The organism is Brockia lithotrophica (assembly GCF_003633725.1).
In the GTDB taxonomy this organism is placed as follows: Bacteria; Bacillota; Bacilli; order Thermicanales; family DSM-22653; genus Brockia; species Brockia lithotrophica.
Genome location: NZ_RBIJ01000002.1, coordinates 90,718 through 114,463, shown reverse-complemented (window position 1 = coordinate 114,463; position 23,746 = coordinate 90,718). Strand labels below are relative to the sequence as shown.

Genomic DNA, 23,746 nt, shown 5'->3' with positions numbered 1-23,746 from the left:
ATTTTGGGCTCCGGCTCTTCCGGAGCCCTTGTTTTTGGCGCGTCTTCTTTTGTACACCGCGGTGTTTCCGCGTTACGATAAACGAAGGACGTACCTCTTTGGGGTGGGTGGGAACTACATGGGGTTCGAAAATGGAGGTCGACGGCGTACCCCTCAGGAAATCCTCGAGGAAATTCAAAGGAGCAACCGCGGGTACCTGAAGATCTTTCTCGGTGCCGCCCCCGGCGTCGGCAAAACGGTGGCCATGCTCCGGGAAGCGAACGAGATGCTCCGTCAGGGGATCGACATCGTCGTCGGCATCGTGGAAACCCACGGCCGCAAGGGGACGGAGGAGGCAATTGGCAACCTCCCCGTACTTCCTTTGAAGCCGATCGAGTACAAGGGGCGCACCTTTTATGAATTGGACGTAGAAGGGGTGCTTCGTCGGCGGCCACAATTCGTCGTCGTCGACGAGCTCGCCCACACGAACGTCCCCGGCAGCAAAAACCGCAAGCGGTACGAGGACGTCCTCGAGATCCTCGAGGCGGGGATCAGCGTCCTCACGACGATGAACGTCCAACACCTGGAAAGCCTGCACAATACGGTCGAAGAACTCACGGGCGTTACCGTAAACGAACGGGTTCCTGACTGGATTCTCGACGTCGCGAACGAGGTCCAAATCGTCGACATCTCGCCGGAAAAGCTCATCGAACGCCTCAAGGCAGGCCAGGTGTACCCCGATCCGCGAAAAATCGAGCAGGCCCTGCGAAACTACTTCCGGCCGGAAAACCTCACGATCCTGCGCGAGCTCGCGTTGCGGGAACTGGCCGACGACGTCGACGAACGCCTGGAGCAGCTCACGGGGCGCACGGGGGAAGAAGGTGAGGAAGAACACGCCCCCGTATGCCACCGAATTCTCGTGGCGGTAGACAACGACAAGAACGCCGAACGCCTCATCCGCCGCGGTTGGCGCGTGGCCAAGCGGCTCAAGGGGGACCTCCTCGTACTTCACGTGATCACCCGTTCGAATCGCCGCCACGCGGAGGAGGAGAGGCGGAAGCTCCGGAAGATCGAGGAAATCGCCAAAGACCTCGGCGCGAAGTTTTACGTGGAGTACAGTTTGGGGAAAAGACCTGTAGACGTCATCGTCGACTTCGTGAAAAAGCACGGAGTGACGCAGGTGATCCTGGGCGAGAGCGCGCGTTCGCGCCTCAAGGAAATCCTCTTCGGTTCGATCGCCACGCACATCCTGCGCAAGACGAAATACGTGGATGTGCTCATCGTCGCCGACGTCCCCGAAGAAGAACGCGAACGCGAAGCGCCGTAGAGCCGAAAAAAAATGCCCAGCGGGGTTCCCCGGACTGGGCGGTAGGTGGAGATGGGTGAAGGTGGTACCCATGGGCGCCGGCGCGCCCGAGGAAGGTCACCGGAGGACGACGCCCCCTGCAAGGGATTTTTCGGGGGTGAGTTTTCTGCGGTGGCCTTCTTCGCGCGTGCCCTCGCGTTTGTCTGACTGTAGTAGCAAAGGTTGAGTCTGTTATACAAAAAAGGGGGAACGGTTGTCAAGAGGGAAGGGATGGCGCCTACGGGATTTCTTCCGAGGCCCGCGGGGGCAAGAAACGTTCGGAGTTTGGGCAAATTCCTCCGGAAAAGGTTTGTGTTCTCTCCCGGAGCTGCTGTACAATTAGGAGCGGATTTCGGCACTTTGAATCTTTTTGTTCGGCAGGGGTGAGGGCGATGGCGAACGTGGGGACGGACGTCCGGTCTTTGGGTGAAGCGGAAGCTTACGTGGAGCGCGTCCTCGAGGACGTCAAACGTCGCAATCCGGGGGAACCAGAATTTCACCAGGCGGCCGAGGAGGTTCTCACCTCGCTCGTACCCGTCCTCGCGCGACGTCCCGAGTTTCGCCGTTGGGGGATCCTCGAGCGCCTCGTCGAACCCGAGAGGCTCATCGTGTTTCAGGTGCCCTGGATCGACGACGGCGGCGCAGTTCGCGTGAACCGCGGGTTTCGCGTGCAGTTTTCGAGCGCCCTCGGCCCCTATAAGGGTGGACTTCGCTTTCACCCCTCCGTAAACGCCGGCGTGATCAAGTTCCTCGGCTTCGAGCAGATCTTTAAGAATGCCCTTACGGGACTTCCGATCGGCGGCGGGAAGGGCGGATCCGACTTCGATCCGAAGGGAAAGTCGGACGCGGAGGTCATGCGCTTCGTACAGAGCTTCATGACGGAGCTTTATCGCCACATCGGTCCCGACGTAGACGTCCCCGCCGGAGACAACGGCGTGGGGGGCGCGGGAAATCGGGTACATGTTCGGTTGGTATCGCCGCGTAACGGGGCGGTACGAAGCGGGCGTCCTTACGGGCAAGGCCCTCGGGTATTGGGGGAGCTACGCGCGTAAGGAAGCTACGGGATACGGCTGCGTGTACTTCGTAGCCGAAATCCTCCGGGAACGAGGCGAGGACTTCCGTGGGAAGCGCGTGATCGTTTCCGGTTCGGGGAACGTAGCGATTTACGCCGCGGAGAAGGCCGCGGAGCTCGGGGCGACCGTGGTGGCGATGAGCGATTCTTCCGGGTATGTGTACGACCCCGAGGGCATCGACCTCGAGGTGATGAAGACGATCAAAGAAGTCGAGCGGGGGAGGATATCCGCCTATGCGGAACGCGTTCCCAGGGCCCGCTTTGTACCCGATCCCCGCGGGATTTGGGGGGTAGGCGGAGAAATCGCGCTTCCGAGCGCCACGCAAAACGAAATCGACGTCCCTGAGGCGGAAGCGCTTCTCGCGGGTGGAGCGATCGTCGTCGGGGAGTGCGCGAACATGCCCACCACGCTCGCTGCCCTCCGGATCTTGCGCGAGCGGGGCGTCGTCGTCGCCCCTGCCAAGGCGGCAAACGCAGGGGGGGTGGCGGTTTCGGCGCTGGAGATGGCGCAAAACAGCATGCGCCTTCAGTGGACCTTCGCCGAGGTAGACGCAAAGCTTCGGGAGATCATGGTCCGCATCTACCGCACCGCCCGAGAGACCGCGGAGGCCTACGGCGCACCGGGAGATCTCCTCTTGGGGGCGAATACGGCGGGGTTCCTTCGCGTTGCCGAGGCGATGCTCGCCCAAGGGGTGTAGGCCGAAAAACCGATAGAACGTTCACCCTTTCTACCGCCCGGGAATCTCCCGGGCGGTTTTGTGCTGGGAAGGAGACCCGTGATGCCTAAACCGCCCTGAGAATCCGGCCGATGCAAAGAGAGAAAAGAGGATTGGCCGTGCTTTCCCGGGTAGGCGTCGCGGGCCAAGGAGTGCGGGCCGCGCGTCTCTCTGCGGGGACCCCTGGGTCGAAGGAGGCTTTGGGCATTTCGAAGGAGGAGTCCATTCTTCCCAGAACCAGATCTTCGTAGGAAAGGGTGAGTTCCGCGATGGAGCCGACTTCCGGGCGTGTGACGCAGGAGGGAAAGGGCTTTCGCCTCATGAGCCTCGAGGTCAAGGTCTTTTTCTTCATCCTCGCGAGCCTCATTGTAAGCGCTATCCTCACGTTTTTCCTCATGTCCCAGTTGCACGGGTTTATTTCTCGACTCGGACTCGGGTACGCAGAGACCATCATCAACACGTTGGTCAACCTCGTCGTGATGATGGTCATGATCCAGATCTTCATCCAGTGGCTTGTGATCAATCCGCTGAAGCGTGCGGTGTACGCCCTGGAAGAGGTCGCCCGAGGCAACCTCGATGCGACGTTTCAACACGCTTCGCGGGACGAGCTCGGCCTTTTGTCCGTAGCTTTCGAAGACATGCGGGGGAACCTACGGGAAATCATCGAGAACCTCCTCGCGCGGACACGCGAAGCGGAGGAACTCGGCGAGATGGTAGAACATGCGTCGCGGGAAAACGCCGAAGCTTCGGAGAGCATCGCCCGCGAGGCGGAAGGAGTTGCGATGGCCGCGAAGGCCGACCGCGAACGTCTTGCGTCTGCTGCTCAGGAGGGGGAGATGGTACTCCGCGCCGTGGGACACATGCGGGAGGCGCTGGCCGGTGTCGAACGGGCGACGCGAAGCGTAGAAGAGGCGGTCGCTGGCGGACGGGAGGATATCGCCAAAGTCCTGCAGGAACTCGAACACCTTAAGGAGAAGGTACAAAGTTGGACCTCTCTCGTCGGGCGCCTGGGTCAGGAAATGGCTTCCGTGGACGACATCGTGCGCTTCATCACGGACCTCGCCGAACAGACCAACCTGCTCGCATTGAATGCCGCGATCGAAGCGGCGCGCGCGGGCGAGCAGGGCCGCGGATTCGCCGTCGTCGCCCAGGAGATTCGCAAGCTCGCCGAAGCTTCGGGGCGGTCCGCCCAGGAGATCGGAGATCGTCTAGCCCTCCTCCGTCGGCAGGCCGACGACGTGGTAGGCGCGATCACCCGGGGCGTAGAAGAACTCATACAGACATTTGGCGGGATATCGGAAGCCGAAGAGGCGTTCGTGCGTATCGCCGATACCGTGAAGGACATGGCCGACGAGGTTCGCTCGGCGGGGGCGGCCCTCGAGGATGTAGAAGACAAGTCCCAGGAATTCATCACGGTGTTTCGCGAAATCGAAGCTTCCCTCGCGAAATCTATGGGAGCGATGGAGGCTATCGCGGGCCTCACCGAAGAACAGACGGGAAAGGCGGAGGAAATGCTTGCGGCCCTCGAGCACATGCGCAAGGCGATCAGCAAACTTGGCGAGGAGGCACACCGTTTCGTCCTCAGCGACTCCGAATTCGCGAAAGGGAAACGCTTGAGACCCGCAGTGGCGGCGTAGGGAGATTTCTCGACCGTTTCGAATGGGGATCCATCGCGGACGGCACACTGCCGGCCCGGAAAGGGCCGGCAGTTTTCTTTCTCTCGCAAGATCGTCACACACCTTGCCGTCCTCCGTGGTATACTACCTCCGTGCGGGTGGCAGAAACGAAGGAACATAAACAAAAAAACACAAGAGAAACTTCGTAAAAAAGTGCGGTGCGGTGGATTGCCGAGCGGGAGGGAAGGAAATGACATCCCTCGAACGAAGGGATGCAGTTGCTGCAGGGGTTGGGGAAGAGGGACTTTCCCGGCCCTTTTGGGGTGTTGTGGGACGTAAGGCCTCGAGGTTCCCTCTCAACTTTGCGTCGTTCGTCTCCGGAAATCGCCCCCCTCACCGCGAGGGCGGGGAAAGGTACCTCTTGTGGTTTACCGGGGAACTCGAAAATGCAGGAGTTCTGCGGAAAAGGGCAAACGTCGAACCTCTTCCCGCTTCGCCCTCGGACGAAGGAGGGCAGGAGAGGCTCTTTCTCTCGGTGTGGAAGACCCTGGGAAAGGAAGGTCTCTCTCTCCTCTCGGGTTCCTTTGCGTTTGCGCTCGTCGACCTCGAGGAGGGGCTTGTCTACCTCGGCGGCGATCCGTTCGGACTTCAGACGCTCTATTACGCTCCCACGCCGGATGGACTTTTTTTCGCCACCGAGATCCTCCATATTTTGGAAAATTCCGATATCAAGCGGCGTGCAAATCCGGATCTCCTCTACGTCTACCTTCGGTGGGGGCTCATCCCCGCTCCCGGAGAGACGTTTTTCCGAGGGATCTACCGGGTTCCTCCCGGTTTCGTCTACGTAGCCCGTATAGATCATCCCGAGAACGGACGCCTCGAGCGTTTCGTCTCGCCTTCCCTCGAAGAGCCAGAGCGCCTTTCCTTTCAGGAGGCGAAGGAACGCGTCCGCGAACTCTTTTTCCGCGCCCTTGCCGAGGTGGGCGGGAAGGAAGAACGGTTGGGTGCCTTTCTTTCGGGGGGGATCGATTCTTCGGCCATTGTCTTGGGCCTCCACCATCTGTTTCCCCGTCGCGACGTGTACGCCGTGAGCTTTGTCGCGGACGACGAATTGGTCGGGGAAGAGCGGTTTATCGACCTCGCCGCCCGGGCGGGTAACGTCCGCACGTATAAGTTCCGCATCCACCCGGACGAACTCGTCGCCGACGTTGAGGACCTCGTCCGTGTGCAAGAAGAACCCTTTGGAAGTACGAGCGTGTACGCCCAGTTTCGTGGATTTCGCGCGGCCCGAGCCCTGGGCTTACCCGTGCTGTTCAGCGGACAAGGTGCGGACGAACTTCTCGGGGGGTACTTGTACCTCCGCGGTTTGCGCCTCGCGTCCCTCTGGCGCGGGGGGAGGCGGGTGGAAGCCCTCGATTTTCTCCTGCGAAATTACCGCGCCCTCACGGGTGGGAAGAACATCTTCGTTTATGTCCTTCCTCAGTTTTTACCATTTTTAATAAAGAAAAGTTCAAGAGAAAGTTTATGGCTGAACACAGACTGGTTTGAAGAACGCGGCGCCTCGACCGTAGAATTGAGCAAAAAAGTTGTGCTTAGAAATTACTCAAAAGATCACGTAAGAAATGAAAATCATCTAAACTTGTTTGCGAAAAGCCTACCGACTCTTTTGAGATATGAATCGAGAAATGCGGGTTATTTTGGGATCAAAAAGAGAAATCCATTTTTAAACAAAGAATTTGCGGATTTTATCTTTCGCCTTCCCGAAGAATATTTGATTTCTCGCGATGGTACGACAAAGTGGGTGTTTCGCGAAGCGATGCGGGGAATCGTTCCCGATGAAATTCTCGATCGAAGGGACAAGATTGGTTTTGCCACGCCGGAACACCGATGGTTGTTGGATCTTGCGCCCTGGGTGTCTTCCCTTTTGGAAGGGATTGACGAAGAACGCTTCCCATTTTTCCGCCGCAAAGCCCTCCTGAGTGAGTGGGAACGGATTCGCCGGGAAAAGGTCCTTTTTGACTTTCGTGTATGGCGGTGGATCAACGTGATCCTCTGGGCGAGAACGTTCGACGTGATCTTCGAATAGCCCGGAACTCGCCGGTCTAGGTTCTTCTTTCGCTCTCTTTTGCTCAAGGTCTCCTATCGGGAGAAAGGGAGGAGGACGCGTTTCCGGTGCTTGAATGGTTTGCCCGCTACGGGTACGCCTTTTTGTTTTTCGGCCTTCTTGGGGAGTACGTCGCCCTCCCCTTTCCCGGCGACCTCACGCTCGCCCTCGCGGGGGTGCTCTCGTACCACGGCAGGATGAACTTCGCCCTTGCAGCTGCCGTGGGCTTTGCGGGTACGGCGCTCGGGATGACGATCACCTACTGGGTCGGGCGGGGGTTGGGCAAACCCTTCCTCCTTCGCTACGGGAGATACGTCGCGCTTTCCCCGGAACGCGTGGAACGCGGAATGCGCTGGATCGATCAATTCGGCCTCCCGCTCCTCGCCGTAGGCTACTTTCTCCCCGGCGTACGTCATGTCACGGGGTACCTATCGGGGGCCATGGGAATTCCGTTTCGGCACTTTGCCGTCGCCGCGTACGCCGGTGCCTTCTTATGGGTCATGCTCTTCCTCACTTTGGGAAGGCTGTTAGGACCGAGGTGGGAGGCCTACGCCCCCCTCCTGGAGAAATACGCCTTTCCTCTGGGGCTTGCGCTTCTCGCCGGCACGGTTACCTTCGTCTTGATGCGCTCCCTGTGGAAACCCGCGATGGATCGGTGGATGCGCTTTTTGCGCGAAGCAAACGCGACGTGGCGATCTGTCCGCCGCTTTCGCCTCCTCCTCTACACCTCCGGATCGGTCCTCGCGGGCATGTTCGTCCTCGTCGTTAAGCTCGTCGTAGATCTTTTGTCCCGAGACGTACGGGAAACCGACGCCCTCCTCTCCGTCCTCGTGCAAGGGGCTTTGGAGGAGTTTCCCGACCTGACTTTGCTTTCCCGCCTGGAAGACCTAAGTCGTCCGGAGTTTCTCTTTTTCGCCTTGGTCGCGGCTTCGGCCTGCGTCGTTTGGCGAGGGAAGGAAAAGGATTTGGAGCTCGCTCTCCTTTTGGGCACGTTTGCAGGGACGCTTGTCGGGTTGTGGGTGTTTCCTCGCCTCTTTGCTTCCGTTTTCGCCTCCTTAGATCCCCCGGTAGGGTTTGCGGCGCCCTCATATGTCGTCTTGGGGTTTCTGTCCTTCGCCACCTACCTTTCGGTGAGTTTTTCCCCGGCGTATTTCCTGCGGGCGCTCATTGGCACGGCATTTGCGTTCTTGGTCGGCGGGGCGGCGTTTGCCGACCTCGCCTTTTCCTCTGCCTCCTGGAGCGGCGTCGTAGTAAGCGGAATGTTGGGCGCCGTGTGGGGTGGAGTTCACGTCGTCTTCTACGAAGCTGCACGAATTTGGCGGGCGGAAAGGCGGGGGAAGATCCTCCGGGCGATGAGAGAGGTCTTCTGAGGGCATTCGCCGGATGTTTCTCGCACTTAGCTCGTAATCTTTCATTCCTAGTAACTAAAAAAAAAAAAAAAAAAAAAAAAAAAAACAGTGGCCGTGGCTAAAACCCTAGGGCGGTTTTGTCGATACAGGAAGGAGGAAGGAATCCTAGGCTCGAAGGGAGTCCTTTTTCCTTCCTTTTTGGCCGTCTCCCTAGTATAATGAGAGCAGGCCGTCCGGCGGGAGAGGCGTTCTCCCAAAATTCTCGGGTTTGTCACCGTGATAATGTCGAACCTAGGTGAAACTCCAAGGAGACGGTCGAAGACGAGACACGGAACGTCGCCCGGCGGAGGAGGGCGTGCCATGTCTTCCGAAGGAGGCGAAGCCCGGGGTAGGGGAGACGAGGGGAAGGCAAACCCTCCGGAAGGGGACTTTCGAAACGGGGGCATCCGTGAATCGAACGGCCTAAGCCAAACGGAGAAGGCTCGAGCAGAGGAGGTACGGAGAAACATGGAACACGTGGCCGTGGAGCGCGAAGCCAAGATCGTGGAAGCGCTGGAACGCCTGAAGGAATACCTGGAGCGGGAGGCGGAAGAGGTTCCGGAGGTGCGCGAGACCCTCCTCCTTCTCGAAGAGTACGTGCGGAGTCGTGCCCGCGAAGAGAGGCCCTTTTTCCGCCGCGGGAGGCTTTCGGTTCGGCGGGAACCGGTAGTGCGCTTCGACCCCTCCGTTCTCAAGCGGCGCGTGGAGATGCTCGACGTGCTTACGGCGCGGGAGCGCGAGGTAGTATACCTGATCGGACAAGGGTACAGAAACCGAGACATCGCCCAGGCCTTGGTGATCAGCGAGCACACGGTGAAGAACCACATCTCCAACATCTTTCAGAAGCTCGGCGTAGCCGACCGGTACGAACTTTTGACGCTGCTCTACGGTTCGGAGACAGAAGAAAGGTAATCGGGTACGACACCGAGACGTGTCGGCGGCGCGGTGCTCCCCGGCGGCGTTTTGCACAGGCAACATCTTTGGCACGGGGATCGTGCGAAAGGGTGAGGCCTATGCCCGTCGTATCCGGCCGGGGGTACGTATTGGACATTGAAGACTTCCACGTTATCCTCCACCTCCAAGAGGCGGATGTATCCCGCGAAGAGATCGTCGAAACGCTCCGCCGACGCGGCATATCCGAAGAAAGGATTTTTCCCGCCCTCGAAGAAGCGCTCAGGCAAGGCCCTGGTACCTACGTCCTGGTTCAAGGTACCCCGCCTCAGCCCGGGAAGGCGGGGGGAATTCGGTGGCTCGTCCCGTTTCCGGAGCTGAACACGTCTCGCGGGGACGAATCGCGGGTTGACTATCGGGAGAGGACTTCCTATCTCGCCGTACGGCGTGGGCAGAAAATCGCAGAAGTTCTCCTGCCTATTCCGGGAACGCCGGGTCTTACGGTGTTTGGGAAGGTCGTACCGGCTCTCACGCCGCCCGCCCCGCGCATTCGCCCGGGGAAAGGCGTACGCATGGACGAGGCGAACGGAGTCCTCTACGCCGAAAAGGACGGAGCCCTCTTCGTGGAGGAGCGGTCCGGAGAGGTGCAGGTCGCCGTTCGCGAGCTTCTCGAGCATCGGGGAGACGTCGACCTCGCTTCCGGCAACATCCATTTTCCGGGGAGTGTGGTCATCCGCGGAAACGTTGCCGAAGGCATGCTCGTGGAGGCGGGGGAGGACCTCGTGATCACGGGGCAAGTGGAGGGTGCGACCGTACGGGCGCGCGGCTCTGTGGAGATTTATGGACCGCTTCTCCGCAGCACGGCGGTGTCGGGATGGGAAAAAGTGCGTTTTCCCGCCCTCCTCGCACTTCACTCTCTCGCCCGCGACCTCATGCGCTTTCGCGGCGCCGTGGAACAACTTCGCGCGCACTCCCCGGACGCGACAAGTTCGCCCGAGGTAGAACGTACGCTCGCCCTCCGGATTCTCGAGAAGCATTTTCCCGACCTCGGGCAAAGGGTGCTCGCCTCGGCCCCCCTCTTGCGCGAGGTCTTTCCCGAAGAAATGGCGTGGCGGGCGTTTCTCCGGCCTTTTGCCCCCGCATCTCGTGGAAACGCCACGTGGACGTGGGCGTCCTGGTTGGAAGCGCTTTCTACCCTACTTGCCGTTCTCGAAAGGTATCCCCCCGAACTTCGCGAGCGATCCCGCGTCCGTGTGGCAAGCGTACACATGGCTGCCGTATACGCGTGGGGAGACGTGGAGGTTCTCCGCCGCGGAAGCTATCGTGCGGAAATCGTCGCCGACGGAGAAATTCGCATACCGGGACCCGTACGCGGGGGCCGTTACTCGGCTTCGCAGATGGTCCTCGGCGTCGTGGGAAGCGAGGCCGGAATTTCGACGACGTTGGAAGTTCCCGAGACGGGGTGGATCGAGCTGCGCGAGGTCTTTGCGGAGACCGAACTCGTCTTCGGGAAGCGACACTTCGTCCTCACGCGGCCGTATCGGCTCGTCCGCTTTCGCCTGCGGGAAGACGGGGAACTCGACGCGGTTCCCCTTCGCTGACAGGAAAGTCGCCTTTTCTCGTTTTAGACATTGCGCGCAAACGAACGAGACCCCGCCGCGGCGGGGTCTTGCGGTTTCGGATGCTCGGGTTTCTTTATGCAAACCTTAGCCTTGCGGACGGGGGATTTCGCGCCCTTCCGGGTCGGGCCAAGAGGTGTGGAAGTTTCCCTCGCGGTCGATCCGTCGGTACGTATGGGCACCGAAGGCGTCCCGCGCTGCCTGAATGAGGTTGGCAGGGAGCCGGCGCCTGCGCAAGCCGTCGAGGTCGGCAAGGGCGGCGAGGTGCGCAGGTGCGGGAAGCCCCGTGCGAACCGCCCAGGCGGCAAAATTCCTGAGGGCGCCCTCGCGTTCCCGCACGAGTTGCCAGATCTCTGGAAAGAGAAGGGGATGGGGGATTTCGGGGGTTTGTCGCAGGTGACGTTCGAGGTCCGCGAGGAGGCGAATGCGTACGATGGCCCCGCTCTGCCAAACCCGAGCTACGTTGGCCAAATCTACGGCAAAGTCGTAGGTTTCCGGGGCTCGCCGGAGGAGGGCAAAGCCTTCGGCGTAGGCGACGAGTACCGCTGCATGCAAGGCGTCGCGCCACGTTTCGTACGCGAGAACCGCTTCCGGTCGACGCCAAGGCTCGCCGCACGCTTCTGCACAGGCGAGACGGAGGTCCCGTTCTCGCGAGAGGTTGCGGGCATGCACCGCCGCCCCGAAGGTACTCCCTCCCGTTCCGAGCCTCAAGGCCTCTTCTGCCGTCCATAGCCCCGTTCCCTTTCCCTCGGCGACGTCGAGGATTTGCTCGACGAGGGGTTGGGAGGTTTCGGGGTCGGGAACGGTGAGGATTTCCCGGACGAGGCCGATGAGGTAGCTTTCCCAAGGTCCTTGGTTTGCCCGGGCAAAGGCGTCGGCGAGTTCGACGCTCGTGTAGCCGTAAACGTTTCGCAAGGCGTCGTACGCCTCCGCGAGAAGCTGAAGAAAGACGTACTCAATCCCGTTGTGCACCATCTTCACGTAATGTCCGGCGGCGCCTTTTCCTACAAGGGCAACGGCTGGCCTCCCGTCGGGTAAGCGGGCGGCGAGGGCTTCGAGTCGAGGGGCGATCCGGGCATACGCTTCCGCATCACCGCCTGGCATGAGCGCCGGCCCCGTACGCGCCCCCAATTCTCCGCCAGAAATCCCCATTCCTATGTAGGCGACGCGGGCTTCTCGCGCCCGTGCTTCTCGGCGCAAGGTGTCCTCGTAGTGGGCATTCCCTCCGTCGACCAAGACGTCCCCCTCCTCCAAAAAGGGGAGGACCGCTTCGAACGCCGCGTCCGTCGCCGGACCTGCGGTGACCATGAGGAGGAGAAGGCGAGGTCGCCGGAGGGAAGCGACCAAGGACGCGGGGTCGGCAAACGCTTGAAATCGTGGGCTTCCCACGCGGGCGGCAAGGGCAAACGCCTTGTCCTTCGTGCGGTTGAATACGGCGACGGAAAGGCCAACGTCGTGGGCGCGTAGGGCGAGGTTTTCCCCCATGACGCCGAGTCCGTAAATTCCGATGTCGTGCATCGTCTGGTTGTCCTCCCTCGTTGGTTTCCGTACGCGTTCTTCACGATTCAGTGTACCTCACCCGGAGGCAAGTAGGGGATCTCCTCGTATGGAGTTGCCGCGGAAGGCCGGTTCGCAGCCCACCCCGCCTTGTCACAGAACGTTCTCGACTAGTTCACAAACTTGTCACATCTGCCTCTCGCTTTCCACTCAATCAAGATTAAGTAGTGTGCTATAGTGGAAAATGCGCAGAGGCGGAGGAGCGAGCCGGGCTTTGCATGCCGCGTTTTCTCCTACCGCGTCCGTACGGCGGCAGGGGAAGGCGGCCGCAGATCGTACGGCAACGAGAGAGAGACCCCTTTTGGCCCAATTTTTGTAAACGCTTGCGACAAAGGGGATCGGGTTCTCCGCCTCTGTGCGGGCGCGCAGACGGCGCATGTGGGGACAGAACACCGCACACCCGATGGAGGGGGGCTAGACGATGCCCAACCAACTCGTAGTGGACCTGAGCCGCCTGCAGTTTGGACTTACGGCGGCGTTCCACTTTATCTTCGTTCCCCTCACGATCGGCCTCATCATCCTCGTCGCGGTCATGGAGACGTTGTACCGGCGGACCAAGGACGAGATGTATCGCGAGATGGCCGATTTCTGGGGGAAGTTGTACGCGATCAACTTCGTGCTCGGCGTCGTCACCGGGATCACGATGGAGTTTCAGTTCGGTACGAACTGGTCGGAGTACTCCAAGTTCATGGGCGACATCTTCGGGATCCCGCTGGCGATCGAGGCACTCCTTGCGTTCTTCCTCGAATCGACCTTCTTTGGCATTTGGTTCTTCGGACGGGAGCGTTGGCCTCAGCTTCGGGCGCTTTCCGCCTGGATGGTCGCCCTAGGTACAAACCTTTCCGCCCTTTGGATCATCACGGCCAACGGCTTCATGCAGCATCCGGTAGGGTACAAGATCGTGGAAATTGACGGGCGTAAGCTCATCCACCTGGAGAACTTCTGGGAGGTCTTCTTCAACCCGAACGTCTGGTGGATGCTCGTCCACACGATTCTCGCGTCGTACATCGTCGGATCGTTCTTCGTCCTCGGTGTGAGTACCTACCACTTCTTGAAGGGCGTAAGCGGCCGGAAGCGCGAGTTTTTCGAGCGCTCCTTCCGCTTGGCGCTCACGATGGCCGTCCTCGCTACGCTTCTTACGGCCGTTACCGGGCACTTTCAGGGCGTGAACGTCGCCCGGACGCAGCCGGCTACGGCGGCCGCCTTTGAGGGGATCTGGGAAGGCGGCAAGGGAGTTCCCTTCCACCTCTTCAGCATTCCCGTTCCTTCCCAGGAAAAGAACATTCTCGAGTGCTGCCCGATTCCTTACCTCGGAAGCCTCCTCTACACGAACAACCCCTTTGGCGAAGTCAAGGGGCTCAAGGACTTCCCTGCGGAGGACCGGCCGCCGGTTGCCGTGGTCACCTGGACCTTCCGCCTCATGGTCGGCCTCGGGCTCTACTTCCTCGCCGTAGCCGTCTACGCTTGGTGGAAGTACCGTAAGGGCGGATTGGAGGCACTCGAGCGTTCGCCGAAGCTCCTTAAGGCCCTTCTCTACACGATCCCTCTTCCCTACATCGCTGCCTGGCTTGGGTGGGGAGCGGCAGAGTTCGGTCGTCAGCCGTGGGCGGTATACGGCCTCATGCGGACGAGCGAGGCCGTCTCTCCGGTGAGCGTCGGCGACGTGGTCTTCTCCCTCGTGGGGCTCACCTTCTTCTACGGCGTGCTCATCGTGGCGGACATCTACCTCCTCTCCAAGTTCGCGAAGGAAGGTCCGCACCTCGAAGAGGCTCCTGGCAAGGGCATCTCCGGCCGTCCGGTGGAAGCGTGAGGAAGGGGTGAACGCGCGATGCCCGAACAAGCACTCCCCGTGATCTGGTACGTCCTTTGGGTGGTCCTCTGGGTCGTGTACTTCGTCCTGGATTCCAAGACGCTTGGCCTGGGAACGCTCTTTCCCTTCCTTGCGCGGAACGAGCGCGAGGAAGCGGCCCTGCAGGAGGCCGTGGGCCCGTTTTGGGACGGCGACGAAGTGTGGCTCATCACGGCCGGCGGCGCGACCTTTGCCGCCTTTCCCCTCACGTACGCGGTGATGTTTAGCGCCCTGTACGTCCCCTTCTTCCTCCTCCTCTTCGCCCTCTTCTACCGCGCCGTAGGTCTCGAGTTCATGTCCAAGGTCAAGGATCCCGGGTGGCACAACGCCTGGCGCTGGGCGTTCACCGTGGCGAGCTTTCTCGTGATCCTCCTCTTGGGCGTGGCCTTTGCCAACCTCTTCTACGGCCTCGACTTTGACGCCTCGGGGAACAAGACGACGCTCTTTACGCTCCTCAACCCGTACGGAATTCTGGGCGGGCTCACGTTTGTGACCTTGGCCCTCCTCTCGGGAACGATCTGGGGGGCGTTTAAGGTTTCGGGTGAACTCGAAAAGCGCCTCGAAGGGTACGCCCACACGCTTTGGGTGGTCGCCCTCGCCCTCTTCTCCATCTACATGGTGGCGACGGCGAATCGGGCAAGCCACCTCCTCGCGAACTACAACCAAGTTCCCGTCCTCTACGTCATTCCCGCCCTTGCCCTCCTTCTCCTCCTCCTCGTCAAGCCGCTCCTCTCCCGCGGCGCCCAGCTCGGGGCCTGGCTCGCCACGTCGGGAACGATCGCCCTCCTTCTCGTGACGGGGTTCGTGGGGCTCTTCCCGAACATGCTCTACTCCCGCACGGCGCCCGAGGCGAGCATCACGGCCTATCAGGCGGCGGCGAGCCCGCTCACGCAGACCGTCATGCTCGGCGTAGCCCTCGCCCTCGTGCCGGTCGTGATCGGGTACCAGTTCTGGGCGTACAAGAAGTTTAGCGAACGCAAGATCGACGTGGAGGAAGCCAAGGGGTACGGCGCGTAACGCGACACCCCGACCGCAAAGCCGACTGCGCCGCGTTGCGTGCCCGCAAAGGATGCGAGCGCTCCGGGAGACCACCGGAGCGCTCTTTTTTTGTATAAATGCGGATTCCCCGACCACCCTACGGGAAGGAACGGAGGAGGGATGGGACGTGTGGGATCCGCTCACCGCGAGCCGCATCCTCACGGCGCTCACGCTCAGCTTCCACATCCTCTTCGCCACGATCGGCGTCGGGGTTCCCCTGTACATCGCCTTGGCGGAGTGGAGAGCGATGCGCATCGGCGACCGTGACCTGAGCCGCTCGGCCTACCGGTGGGGGAAGGGGTACGCCGTAACCGTCGCCCTCGGCGTCGTAACGGGGACGTCCATCGGCCTCTTCTTAAACCTCCTCTGGCCGCCGTTCATGGCACTTGCGGGGCAGACGATCGCCCTTCCTCTGTTTCTCGAAACCTTTGCGTTCTTTCTCGAGGCGATCTTCCTCGGGCTCTACCTCTACACGTGGCGCGAAGACGGCCCGCCCCTGCGCAACACCCTGTACGCCGCCGTGATCGCCCTAGGGGCGAGCGCTTCGGCGTTTTTCATCACCTCCGTCAACGCGTTCATGAACACCCCTGCCGGTGCGCGGATTACGGCGGAGGGTACGTTGGACGTCCATCCCGTACAGGCGATGTTTTCTCCCGCCACGGCGACGAAGACGGTGCACGTCCTCCTTTCCGCGTACTTCGCCTCGGCCTTCGTCCTCGCGGCGCTTTCTGCGTACGAACTCCGTCGGGATCCGCGCGACACGCGGGCGGCGAAGGCGTTGCGCCTTGCGATGCAGGGGGCTCTCCTCTTTGGCGTCGGAACCGTATTGAGCGGTGACTTTTCCGGAAAGTTTCTCGCCGCATACCAACCGGAAAAGCTCGCCGCCGCCGAATGGCACTTCACCACCCAAGGAGCCGCACCTCTGCGCCTCTTCGGCCTCTGGGAGGACGGAACCGTGCGCTATGCCCTAACGATCCCCTATGGGCTCTCCGTCTTGGCGAAGGGAACGCCCAGTGCCGTGGTCACGGGGCTGGACGCCTTCCCTCCCGAAGATCGCCCGCCGCTCGTCGTGCACTACTTTTTCGACCTCATGGTGGTCTTCGGCTTTCTCCTCCTGGCCCTCGCCGCCTACTACTGGTGGCGCGTTTGGCGGACGCGGTCCGTGGGACAGGCGGAGGAGGTTGCGACCGGCCGTCTTCCCGCTTGGTTTTTCCCCGCGCTCGTCGTCGCCGCCCCCCTTTCTCTCATGACCGTAGAGCTCGGATGGTACTTCGCCGAAATGGGACGCCTTCCTTGGATCGTCCGCGGCATCGCCCGCGTGGGCGAAACGGCGACGGAAAACCCTGCGGTGTCGTGGCTCGTTTACGTCTTCCTCGCCCTCTACGTGCTCCTCACCGCCATAGCCGTGCGCGTGCTTGCGGCGATCTACGGGTCGGAGGGACCCGAAACGGCGTTCCGCCGTCTCTTCGGCGGACTTCGGGGAGGGGAAAGCCGTGGATCTTGAGACGCTCGCCGCCCTCATCCTCTGGACCTTTCTCTTCGGCTACGTGCTCTTCGGCGCGGTAGATTTCGGCACGGGGTTTTTTTCCGCTTGGAGTGCCGTGCGCGACCGAAACCCTCGCCTGCACGATGCCGCCCAGCGGCTCATGGCCCCCCTGTGGGAGGTGACGAACGTCTTCCTCGTCTTTTTTGTCGTGGGGATCGTCGGGTTCTTCCCCCTCACGGCGTACTACTACGGAGCGGCGCTCCTCGTCCCTCTGGGGGCAGGGCTCGTCCTCCTCGGGCTCCGGGGTGCATACTACGCCTTTCACACGTACAGCCCGGAAAAGAGGCCCGTCTTTACGTACGTCTATGGCCTTACCGGCCTCGCCATTCCCGCCGCCCTCGCCGCCGTACTCACCGTATCCGAAGGGGGATTCATCGCCACCGACGGCTTCCCCACGCTCGACCTCGCGGCCTTCCTCGGGAGCGCGTACACGTGGGCGATGTTTGCCGTTGGCCTTTTGGGGACCGTCGTCCTCGCCGCGGCGTTTCTCTCCTGGTACCTCGAGCGAAGTGAGGAAAGGGATCTCGCGGAAAAGATGCGCCATACGGCCATTGCCGTCTTTCCCTACGCCTTCCTTGCGGACCTCTTCGCCCTCGCCCTCATGGTTCGGGAAAGTCCGATGCGTCCCCTTCTCGTGGAGCGGGGTGCCGCAGGTTACGTCGTCTCCGCGGTTCTCGCCGTGGCCGCCTACGCCCTTTTGCGCACCCGGCGGCCGGCGTGGGCCTTCCTTGCGGCGGCAGGGCAGTACGCCGCGGCGTTTTACGCCTACGGAGTGGTGCACTACCCCTACCTCCTTTACCCCTACCTCACGGTGTACGACGGCTTTACCCCCCTTCCTATGGCCCACGCCCTGCTCGTAGGTTTCGTCCTGGGGCTTTTCGTCCTCGTCCCCGCCCTGGTTCTTTTGCTTCGCACGTTTCTCTTTCCCCCTTCTCCCGGGATCTCCCGTAGAGGGGAGGTCTCGTAGTCCGTCGGCATCCCAGGCTTTCGCAACAACCGGAAACGGGAGGTCGATGTGGTGTCCGGGAGCCGTATGGTCTTCGTTCGTCCTCCCGCCGCTTCTCTGGGCCTTGCTCGTCTTTACCGCGGTTTGGTGGGCGGCGCGTTGAAGGGAGAACGGATCCGAAATTCCAGATCTTTCCTTGACGGCCTTTTGTCTTCCGGACTATGATGGAAGTACAGGGTCTATGAGTTTTGCGCTTTTGCAGGAGGTGGCGGATCGCCGGGCGACCGGCGAGGCAAAGTTGGACGATCCGGTCAGGAGTCTGTCAGCCGTCGGTGGGTCCCTCGGGTGGATCCTCCTCTTTCTTTTCCTCAACGCCTTCTTCGTGAGTGCGGAGTTTTCCTTCGTCAAGGTACGTCCCTACCGCGTGTCCGAACTCGTCGAGCGGGGGGATCCTCGGGCCAAAGTCCTCGCGCGCATCGTTTCCGACATCAACCGCGCACTCTCAGGGTCGCAGCTCGGGATCACGATCGCCTCTCTGGGGCTCGGTTGGCTCGGGGAACCTTTTGCCCGCGAACTCTTGGCCCCTCTCTTTGCCTGGGCGCGCGTACCTGAAGCGTGGCAAGGGTCCCTCGCGGTGGGGGCGGCCTTCGTCCTCATCACGTCTTTTCACATCGTGCTGGGGGAACAGGCGCCCAAGGTGATCGGGATCCGCCATGCGGAGTCGATCGCCCTGTGGGTCGCCTTTCCGTTTTACGCGTTTACCTGGGTGATGCGCCCGTTCATTTACCTCCTCGACCGGGCGACGGACGGTGTCCTCTTTCTCTTCCGGATTTCCCCCGACCAATCCCAGGAGATCGCCCACTCTGAGGATGAACTCCTCTCGCTCATGAAGAGGAGCGAGGAGCAAGGGATCCTCGAGGCGGAAGAGGTCGCCCTCGTAGACAAGGTGTTCACCTTTACGGAACGCACGGCGCGGGAGGTGATGATCCCCCGCACGGACATGGTCTGCCTCTACACCTCGCTCCCGTATGAAGAAAACGTGGAGATCATCCGCGGGACGATGCACACCCGATATCCTTTGTGCGCTCCGGACAAAGACCACATCGTGGGGTTCGTCCACATCAAGGACTTTTGGCGCCATCCGGAGGAGCGCGACCTGTTGCGCCTGGCGCGTCCCGTACTCAAGGTTCCCGAGACCATCCCCTTGCACCGGCTTCTCAAGCGCATGCAGGAGGAACACGTGGGGATCGCCATCCTCCTGGACGAGTTCGGCGGGACGAGTGGCCTCGTCACGCTGGAAGACATCCTCGAGGAGATCGTTGGCGAGATTCAGGACGAGTTCGACCAAGAGCGTCCGGAAATCGAGCCCCTCGGGGAGGGACGCTACTCCCTCGACGCCCGACTTCTCGTGGACGAGTTCAACGAGCGCTTTGGCGCCTCCTTGCCCAACGAAGACTACGACACGATCGGCGGATTCGTTTACGCCCACCTGGAGGCCGTGCCCACCGTCGGGCAAACGGTCGAATACGGGGGCTTCCGCTTTCGCGTGTCTGAGATCGACGGAGAGCGCATCGTCCGCGTAGAGGTCGAGTCCGTCCTCGGCCCGGAGGACGCGGTAGGGGAACGGAACGGGCGAGAAGAAGGGGCGGAGGGTGAGCTCTCCCCTTCGCCGCGCCCCGCGGATCACGCGTAGGAGTTTCGGACGAAGTTTTGCGCGACGCGGCGGGAGGGCGGGTCGTTGAGCGGTTGGATGCAGGCAGTACTCGATTTCCTCGCGGCTTTCGGACCTTGGGGGCTTCTTTTCGCCCTTACGATCGAGGTGATTCCGAGCGAGATCGTCCTTGCGGTCTTCGGGGTCCTCGTAGCCCAGGGTAGGATTTCCTTCCCCGAGGCCATGTGTGCGGGAATTCTCGGCGGGATCACCTCCCAGCTTCTTCTCTACCTTGCAGGTAGGTACGGGGGCCGGCCTTTTGTCGAACGCTACGGCCGCTACGTCTTTCTCTTCCCCCACCACATCGAGCGGGCAGAGCGTTGGTTTGCGCACTTCGGCCCCGGCGCGGTGTTTTCCGGGCGTTTCGTTCCCGTCCTCCGGCATGCGATCTCCATTCCCGCGGGGATCGTGCGCATGCCCCTCGGGAAGTTCGTCCTGTATACCGGCCTCGCCGCGATCCCGTGGACCTGGTTTTTCCTGCAACTCGGGATGGCCTTTGTCCAGGACCGCGTCCTGCTCGAACGGGAGGTCCACCGGTACACGCTTCCCTTTCTCGCACTCGCCCTCGTAACGTTCGTTGCTTACGTCGCGTTCGTGAAGTATACGCGAGCCGCTTCCCGGCGAAAATAGAGAGAGAAAAGCTTGGAAGCGGAGGTGCCCTACGTGGCCCAAAGGCAAGATGCGTGGAGCGAAGAGGAGGACGCCCTCCTCGCCGAGCTCGTCCTCAAGTTCATTCGCGAGGGCGGGACGCAGCTCGAGGCGTTCCGCGAGGCAGCTCGGCGCCTGGGGCGCACGCCGGCGGCTTGCGGCTTCCGTTGGAACGCCGTGCTCCGGCGACGCTATGCCGAAGACATCCGCCTGGCCAAGATGGCGCGCCGTTCGCGCCGTTTGGAACTCGCCCGCAGCTGGACCGAAGGGGATTCCGTCCCCGAGGCGAAGTCCGGTCTGGGCGCCGCCCCTTCGGCGCGCGATGCGACGGACGCGTCCGTGTCCGTGGAAGGATCCGAAGGGCATGGGGATCGGACGGGTACGCGCGAACTTCTTCCGAACGCTCAGAGTTCGGTAGACGTAGGCGACCTTTGGTACCTCACCTACCGAGCCCTCGAGCTCGGCCGTACGTATGTGCGTCAGTTGGAACGGCGTCTGAATTTCATGGAGGAGAGGATCGTCCGCTTGGAGGCGGAACGTGCGGCCGCCCACAGCCGCGCCCTCTTCGAAGCGGGGGAGGGAACGCGCAACTTCCTCCGCTTCTTGGAGCAAGTTCGGCGCCTCACCGAGGAAAAGAAGGCGGAACCTTACGAAGAGGCGCGCGGGGGGTCTTCCTGAGGAGCGCGGGAGGCGGCCAGCGTGGGGGAGAGGGAAGTGCCCGCAGGTCGCGTCGAAACGTACGTCTCGGGGATTGTCGTACGGCGTAGGGGGACAGGCCCGCTCTCCCCGGAGGAAGCGCTCGCTTTTGCGCCCTTTGGGCAGGCGTTCCCCGATCCCCGATCGCCGACGCTTTCGGGAATCGCCGTCGTCTTTTCTCCTGCGGAGGTCTGTGCGCTCCTCGGAAGTGCCTTTTCCTCCGTGTCCCAATGGCTCCTCGCTGGTCCCCTCCCGTTTGGCTACGCTGCATGGCTTGCGGAGCATCTCCGGGATCGCGTCGAAGCCCTCGGGGAAGTTTCCTTCCGTTCGGGAGAGTTCCTTGCCCGCCTCCGCTCCGAGGCGGCACAAGCCTTACGCTCCCTCCTTTGGCGCCACGGCCTTTTCGCCGCGGACGGAGAAGAAAGCCCTTCCGCGGTTTCCTTCCGCGGAGACGTGTGCGCAGAACTTCCGCGCGACGGAGATTTTGCCGTGCACGGGCCGTACGACTTTCTTTTGCCCTACCTCGCGGGGCGGCGGGTGACGTGGGAAGAGCTGTCCGCGTACGCCCTCGACCTTTCGCCCGTTTTTGGACTCGACCGTGCGGCGCTCCGCCGGGTCCTCGCCCGGCCCGGCCCCCTCCTCGAACGTTGGCGGGCAGGACGTCACGTATTTCTCATCCCTTCCGTAGAACCCAGCCGTGCGGGAACGACCTTCGTGTGCAACCGATGCGGCGCGCGTTTCCTTCCGGAGTCGGAGCGATTTCTCGCACCTTTCGGAGTGGAGGAGCCTGTGTGCCCTGTGTGCCGAGTTCTGGGAGACAGCCGTCCAGGGAAGGTCCTCGTAGAAGGAGCTCGGCCGTTTCTTTCTCCGCGGATCCCGCCATCTTTTCTCCTTCCTTTGGATGCGGCGGGTTCTGTTTTTCCTCCCCTTGAGTCAGGGACGTCGGCTCCTTTTCCCGCCCCCTCGCCTGCGCGATCTCGTGGCGAGGGGATTTTCCGTTTTCGCCCTACGCTTGTTCGGGCGTCGTTTCCGGAGGATGCCCTCACTCCCGCACAGCGCCGCATCGCGGAGGCCCTACGGGGGCGCGTCATTGCTCCGAGGGCGGAGGCGGAGGAAAGGGGCGCGGAGTTTCTCCTCTGGGCGGTGACGGGGGCGGGGAAGACCGAAGTCCTCTTTCCCCTCCTGGCCGACGTCTTGCGGGCCGGAGGGCGCGTCCTTTGGGCGACGCCGCGCCGCGACGTCGTGGACGAGCTCGCCCCTCGCCTTGCCGCCGCCTTTCCCGAAGTCCCCCTCGGCGCCTATCGGGGCGGCCGTCCCGGTTCTCTTGCGTTGCCTCCCCTCGTCCTCGCCACCGTACACCAGACGCTGCGGATGTCTGCGGCCTTTTCCCTCGTCGTCGTAGACGAAGCGGACGCATTTCCCCTGAGCGCGGAACCCTTTCTCTGGCGAAGCATCTGGCGGGTCGCAGGGAGTTCCCCCGTCGTCTACCTTACGGCCACCCCTCCCGTACCCCTTCTGCGCAGGCTCCTCGTTCGAGACGCCGTGTTTCTCCTGCCGCGGAGATTTCACGGCCGTCCTCTCCCCGTCCCGCGTCCGGTTCGCGTTCCGCAGCTCGCCGCCGCGCTCGAGCGCGGGCGCCTGCCCCAAGAGCTCGTCTCGTGGCTCGAAGGCCGCCTCCGCCGCGGCCGCCGCGTCTACCTCTTCGGTCCCTACGTGGATACGGCGGAGGCGTTGGCGGAGCTCCTCCGCCGTGCGGGTGTTAAGGCCGCGGGAGTTTCGGCCCGGACGAACAACCGCGACGCGCACGTCATGGGTTTCCGTGAGGGACGAATCTCGGTCCTCGCGACGACGACGGTCCTCGAGCGTGGGATCACCGTACCTTCCGCCGATGTCGGCGTCGTAGGGGCGTGCGCCGAACACTTTGACGCCGCTGCACTCGTGCAGATGGCGGGGCGCGGGGGCCGCAAGGCAGAGGACGAGGACGCAGAGGTGCTCTTTTTTATGGAGCACCCGACCTCCGAAGTCGAGCGCGCCGTTCGCATCGTCCGGGAACTCAACGCCCTTGCCGCGGAGGAAGACTCCGATTCGCAGGGGGAGACGGGCTTCGCCGCGGCGGCAACGTCGAGGCATGCCGACGGTCCTTCGGCAGCGCGCGCTTCGCTTTTCGCCTTGTTTGCCGGAAATGGCTCCAAACCTACGGAAGCGGGGCCGATCTTGTCGCCCTCGGAACCGGCCACGACCCACCCGCGCTGCCTTTCCTGCGGGCGTCCCTTGTCCCGCCCGCGGACTTCCTTCCTTCCCCGTCCCCTGCACGAACTCGAGTCCCTCGTTTGCCGTACGTGCCTGGAGCAAATCGAAGTTCCTTCCGGACATCAGTGCGCGCACTGTGGGCTTCCCCTCGGGGGGAGAGAAGGGAATACCTGTGCGGATTGCGCGCGGTTTTGGCTTCGCCCGAGGAGCCTCTCCGCTACCAACGAAGTGCCCTCCTCTACGTAGGGATCGTCCGAGAGCTCGTCCACGCCTGGAAGGGAGGGAGGAATCCCGACCTCCTCCGTCTCTTCCTCGCCTTCCTCCTTCGGACGTACCGCGAGGAAGGGTTGGCGCGCGAAGACGTACATGCCCTTGTCCCCGTTCCCTCGTCGCCGGAAGGGGAGATTGTGCGCGGGTTTTCCCCCGCCCTTCAGCTCGCCCGTGGGCTCGGCGGGTACCTCGAACTTCCCGTGTTCGACGTCCTCTCTCTGGAAGATCCAGGAGGGCGCCAAAGCGCCCGAAGCCGCACGGATCGCCGCCGCGCCGAGCGTGTCTTCTCCTACACAGGCCCTCCCGGTCTCGTACGGGGGCTTCGTCTCCTCCTCGTCGACGACGTGTACACCACGGGGGAGACGCTTCACCGGGCCGCACGCGCGCTCGCCGAGGAGGGTGCGGAAGCGATCTTCGGCCTCACGCTTTCCCGCGCGGTCCCGCACACAAAGGGGCAATGCTCGGGAGGGCCGCGGCCGAACGAGGGATGAGTCCCGCGGGCAAA

16 protein-coding genes and 1 pseudogene are annotated in these 23,746 nt (G+C 62.2%); 16 read left to right on the top strand and 1 reads right to left on the bottom strand.

The features are described 5' to 3' along the window. Positions 1 to 118: 118 nt before the first annotated feature. From C7438_RS04495 to C7438_RS04465, 7 genes and pseudogenes are all read left to right on the top strand, one after another. Positions 119 to 1,306, top strand: a complete 1,188-nt coding sequence (locus tag C7438_RS04495) for a universal stress protein (RefSeq protein WP_121444317.1) — start codon at positions 119 to 121, stop codon at positions 1,304 to 1,306. A gap of 410 nt (positions 1,307 to 1,716) precedes the next feature. After that, positions 1,717 to 3,094, top strand: a pseudogene (gene gdhA / locus C7438_RS09475) (NADP-specific glutamate dehydrogenase). Between the two features lie 287 nt (positions 3,095 to 3,381). After that, positions 3,382 to 4,749 (top strand): methyl-accepting chemotaxis protein, encoded by a 1,368-nt coding sequence (locus tag C7438_RS04485; protein WP_121444175.1) that lies wholly within the window; start codon positions 3,382 to 3,384, stop codon positions 4,747 to 4,749. A gap of 229 nt (positions 4,750 to 4,978) precedes the next feature. Continuing rightward, complete coding sequence (locus tag C7438_RS04480) at positions 4,979 to 6,814, top strand: asparagine synthetase B family protein (RefSeq protein ID WP_121444174.1); 1,836 nt, start codon at positions 4,979 to 4,981, stop codon at positions 6,812 to 6,814. 86 nt (positions 6,815 to 6,900) lie between these two features. After that, complete coding sequence (locus C7438_RS04475) at positions 6,901 to 8,202, top strand: DedA family protein (protein ID WP_121444173.1); 1,302 nt, start codon at positions 6,901 to 6,903, stop codon at positions 8,200 to 8,202. A gap of 486 nt (positions 8,203 to 8,688) precedes the next feature. After that, on the top strand, positions 8,689 to 9,132 hold the full coding sequence (locus tag C7438_RS09545) for a response regulator transcription factor (protein WP_289626232.1): 444 nt from the start codon (positions 8,689 to 8,691) through the stop codon (positions 9,130 to 9,132). A 101-nt stretch (positions 9,133 to 9,233) separates the two neighbouring features. Beyond that, positions 9,234 to 10,712, top strand: coding sequence for a flagellar assembly protein A (locus tag C7438_RS04465; RefSeq protein WP_121444171.1), 1,479 nt, complete (start codon positions 9,234 to 9,236; stop codon positions 10,710 to 10,712). 105 nt (positions 10,713 to 10,817) lie between these two features. On the opposite strand, the gene gnd is transcribed toward C7438_RS04465, so the two are convergent. After that, positions 10,818 to 12,248, bottom strand: coding sequence for an NADP-dependent phosphogluconate dehydrogenase (gnd, locus tag C7438_RS04460; protein ID WP_121444170.1), 1,431 nt, complete (start codon positions 12,246 to 12,248; stop codon positions 10,818 to 10,820). A 460-nt stretch (positions 12,249 to 12,708) separates the two neighbouring features. On the opposite strand from gnd, the gene C7438_RS04455 reads away from it, so the two are divergent. From C7438_RS04455 to C7438_RS04415, 9 genes are all read left to right on the top strand, one after another. Then, positions 12,709 to 14,097, top strand: a complete 1,389-nt coding sequence (locus C7438_RS04455) for a cytochrome ubiquinol oxidase subunit I (protein ID WP_121444169.1) — start codon at positions 12,709 to 12,711, stop codon at positions 14,095 to 14,097. 18 nt (positions 14,098 to 14,115) lie between these two features. After that, complete coding sequence (gene cydB, locus C7438_RS04450; protein ID WP_121444168.1) at positions 14,116 to 15,153, top strand: cytochrome d ubiquinol oxidase subunit II; 1,038 nt, start codon at positions 14,116 to 14,118, stop codon at positions 15,151 to 15,153. Between the two features lie 148 nt (positions 15,154 to 15,301). Next, complete coding sequence (locus C7438_RS04445) at positions 15,302 to 16,678, top strand: cytochrome ubiquinol oxidase subunit I (RefSeq protein ID WP_211322068.1); 1,377 nt, start codon at positions 15,302 to 15,304, stop codon at positions 16,676 to 16,678. Next, entirely contained in the window at positions 16,668 to 17,687 is a 1,020-nt protein-coding gene (locus C7438_RS04440) for a cytochrome d ubiquinol oxidase subunit II (protein WP_170143567.1), read from the top strand. The genes C7438_RS04445 and C7438_RS04440 overlap by 11 nt, the downstream gene beginning before the upstream one ends. 220 nt (positions 17,688 to 17,907) lie before the next feature. Then, positions 17,908 to 19,359 (top strand): hemolysin family protein, encoded by a 1,452-nt coding sequence (locus C7438_RS04435; protein ID WP_121444165.1) that lies wholly within the window; start codon positions 17,908 to 17,910, stop codon positions 19,357 to 19,359. A gap of 45 nt (positions 19,360 to 19,404) precedes the next feature. After that, the gene (locus tag C7438_RS04430; protein WP_121444164.1) at positions 19,405 to 20,007 is read left to right on the top strand and encodes a DedA family protein; all 603 of its coding nucleotides are present in this window, start codon (positions 19,405 to 19,407) and stop codon (positions 20,005 to 20,007) included. A 33-nt stretch (positions 20,008 to 20,040) separates the two neighbouring features. Continuing rightward, complete coding sequence (locus C7438_RS09540) at positions 20,041 to 20,703, top strand: hypothetical protein (RefSeq protein ID WP_121444316.1); 663 nt, start codon at positions 20,041 to 20,043, stop codon at positions 20,701 to 20,703. A gap of 21 nt (positions 20,704 to 20,724) precedes the next feature. Then, on the top strand, positions 20,725 to 23,217 hold the full coding sequence (locus C7438_RS04420; protein ID WP_121444163.1) for a helicase-related protein: 2,493 nt from the start codon (positions 20,725 to 20,727) through the stop codon (positions 23,215 to 23,217). Then, entirely contained in the window at positions 23,151 to 23,732 is a 582-nt protein-coding gene (locus C7438_RS04415; protein ID WP_170143566.1) for a ComF family protein, read from the top strand. The genes C7438_RS04420 and C7438_RS04415 overlap by 67 nt, the downstream gene beginning before the upstream one ends. The last annotated feature ends 14 nt before the right edge of the window (positions 23,733 to 23,746 follow it).

Coding starts and splice junctions, on each gene's coding strand:
- C7438_RS04485 (WP_121444175.1), top strand. CDS start 3,382: ATGGAGCCGACTTCCGGGCGTGTGACGCAGGAGGGAAAGGGCTTTCGC.
- C7438_RS04495 (WP_121444317.1), top strand. CDS start 119: ATGGGGTTCGAAAATGGAGGTCGACGGCGTACCCCTCAGGAAATCCTC.
- C7438_RS09545 (WP_289626232.1), top strand. CDS start 8,689: ATGGAACACGTGGCCGTGGAGCGCGAAGCCAAGATCGTGGAAGCGCTG.
- C7438_RS04480 (WP_121444174.1), top strand. CDS start 4,979: ATGACATCCCTCGAACGAAGGGATGCAGTTGCTGCAGGGGTTGGGGAA.
- C7438_RS04435 (WP_121444165.1), top strand. CDS start 17,908: ATGAGTTTTGCGCTTTTGCAGGAGGTGGCGGATCGCCGGGCGACCGGC.
- cydB (WP_121444168.1), top strand. CDS start 14,116: ATGCCCGAACAAGCACTCCCCGTGATCTGGTACGTCCTTTGGGTGGTC.
- gnd (WP_121444170.1), bottom strand. CDS start 12,248: ATGCACGACATCGGAATTTACGGACTCGGCGTCATGGGGGAAAACCTC.
- C7438_RS04465 (WP_121444171.1), top strand. CDS start 9,234: ATGCCCGTCGTATCCGGCCGGGGGTACGTATTGGACATTGAAGACTTC.
- C7438_RS04455 (WP_121444169.1), top strand. CDS start 12,709: ATGCCCAACCAACTCGTAGTGGACCTGAGCCGCCTGCAGTTTGGACTT.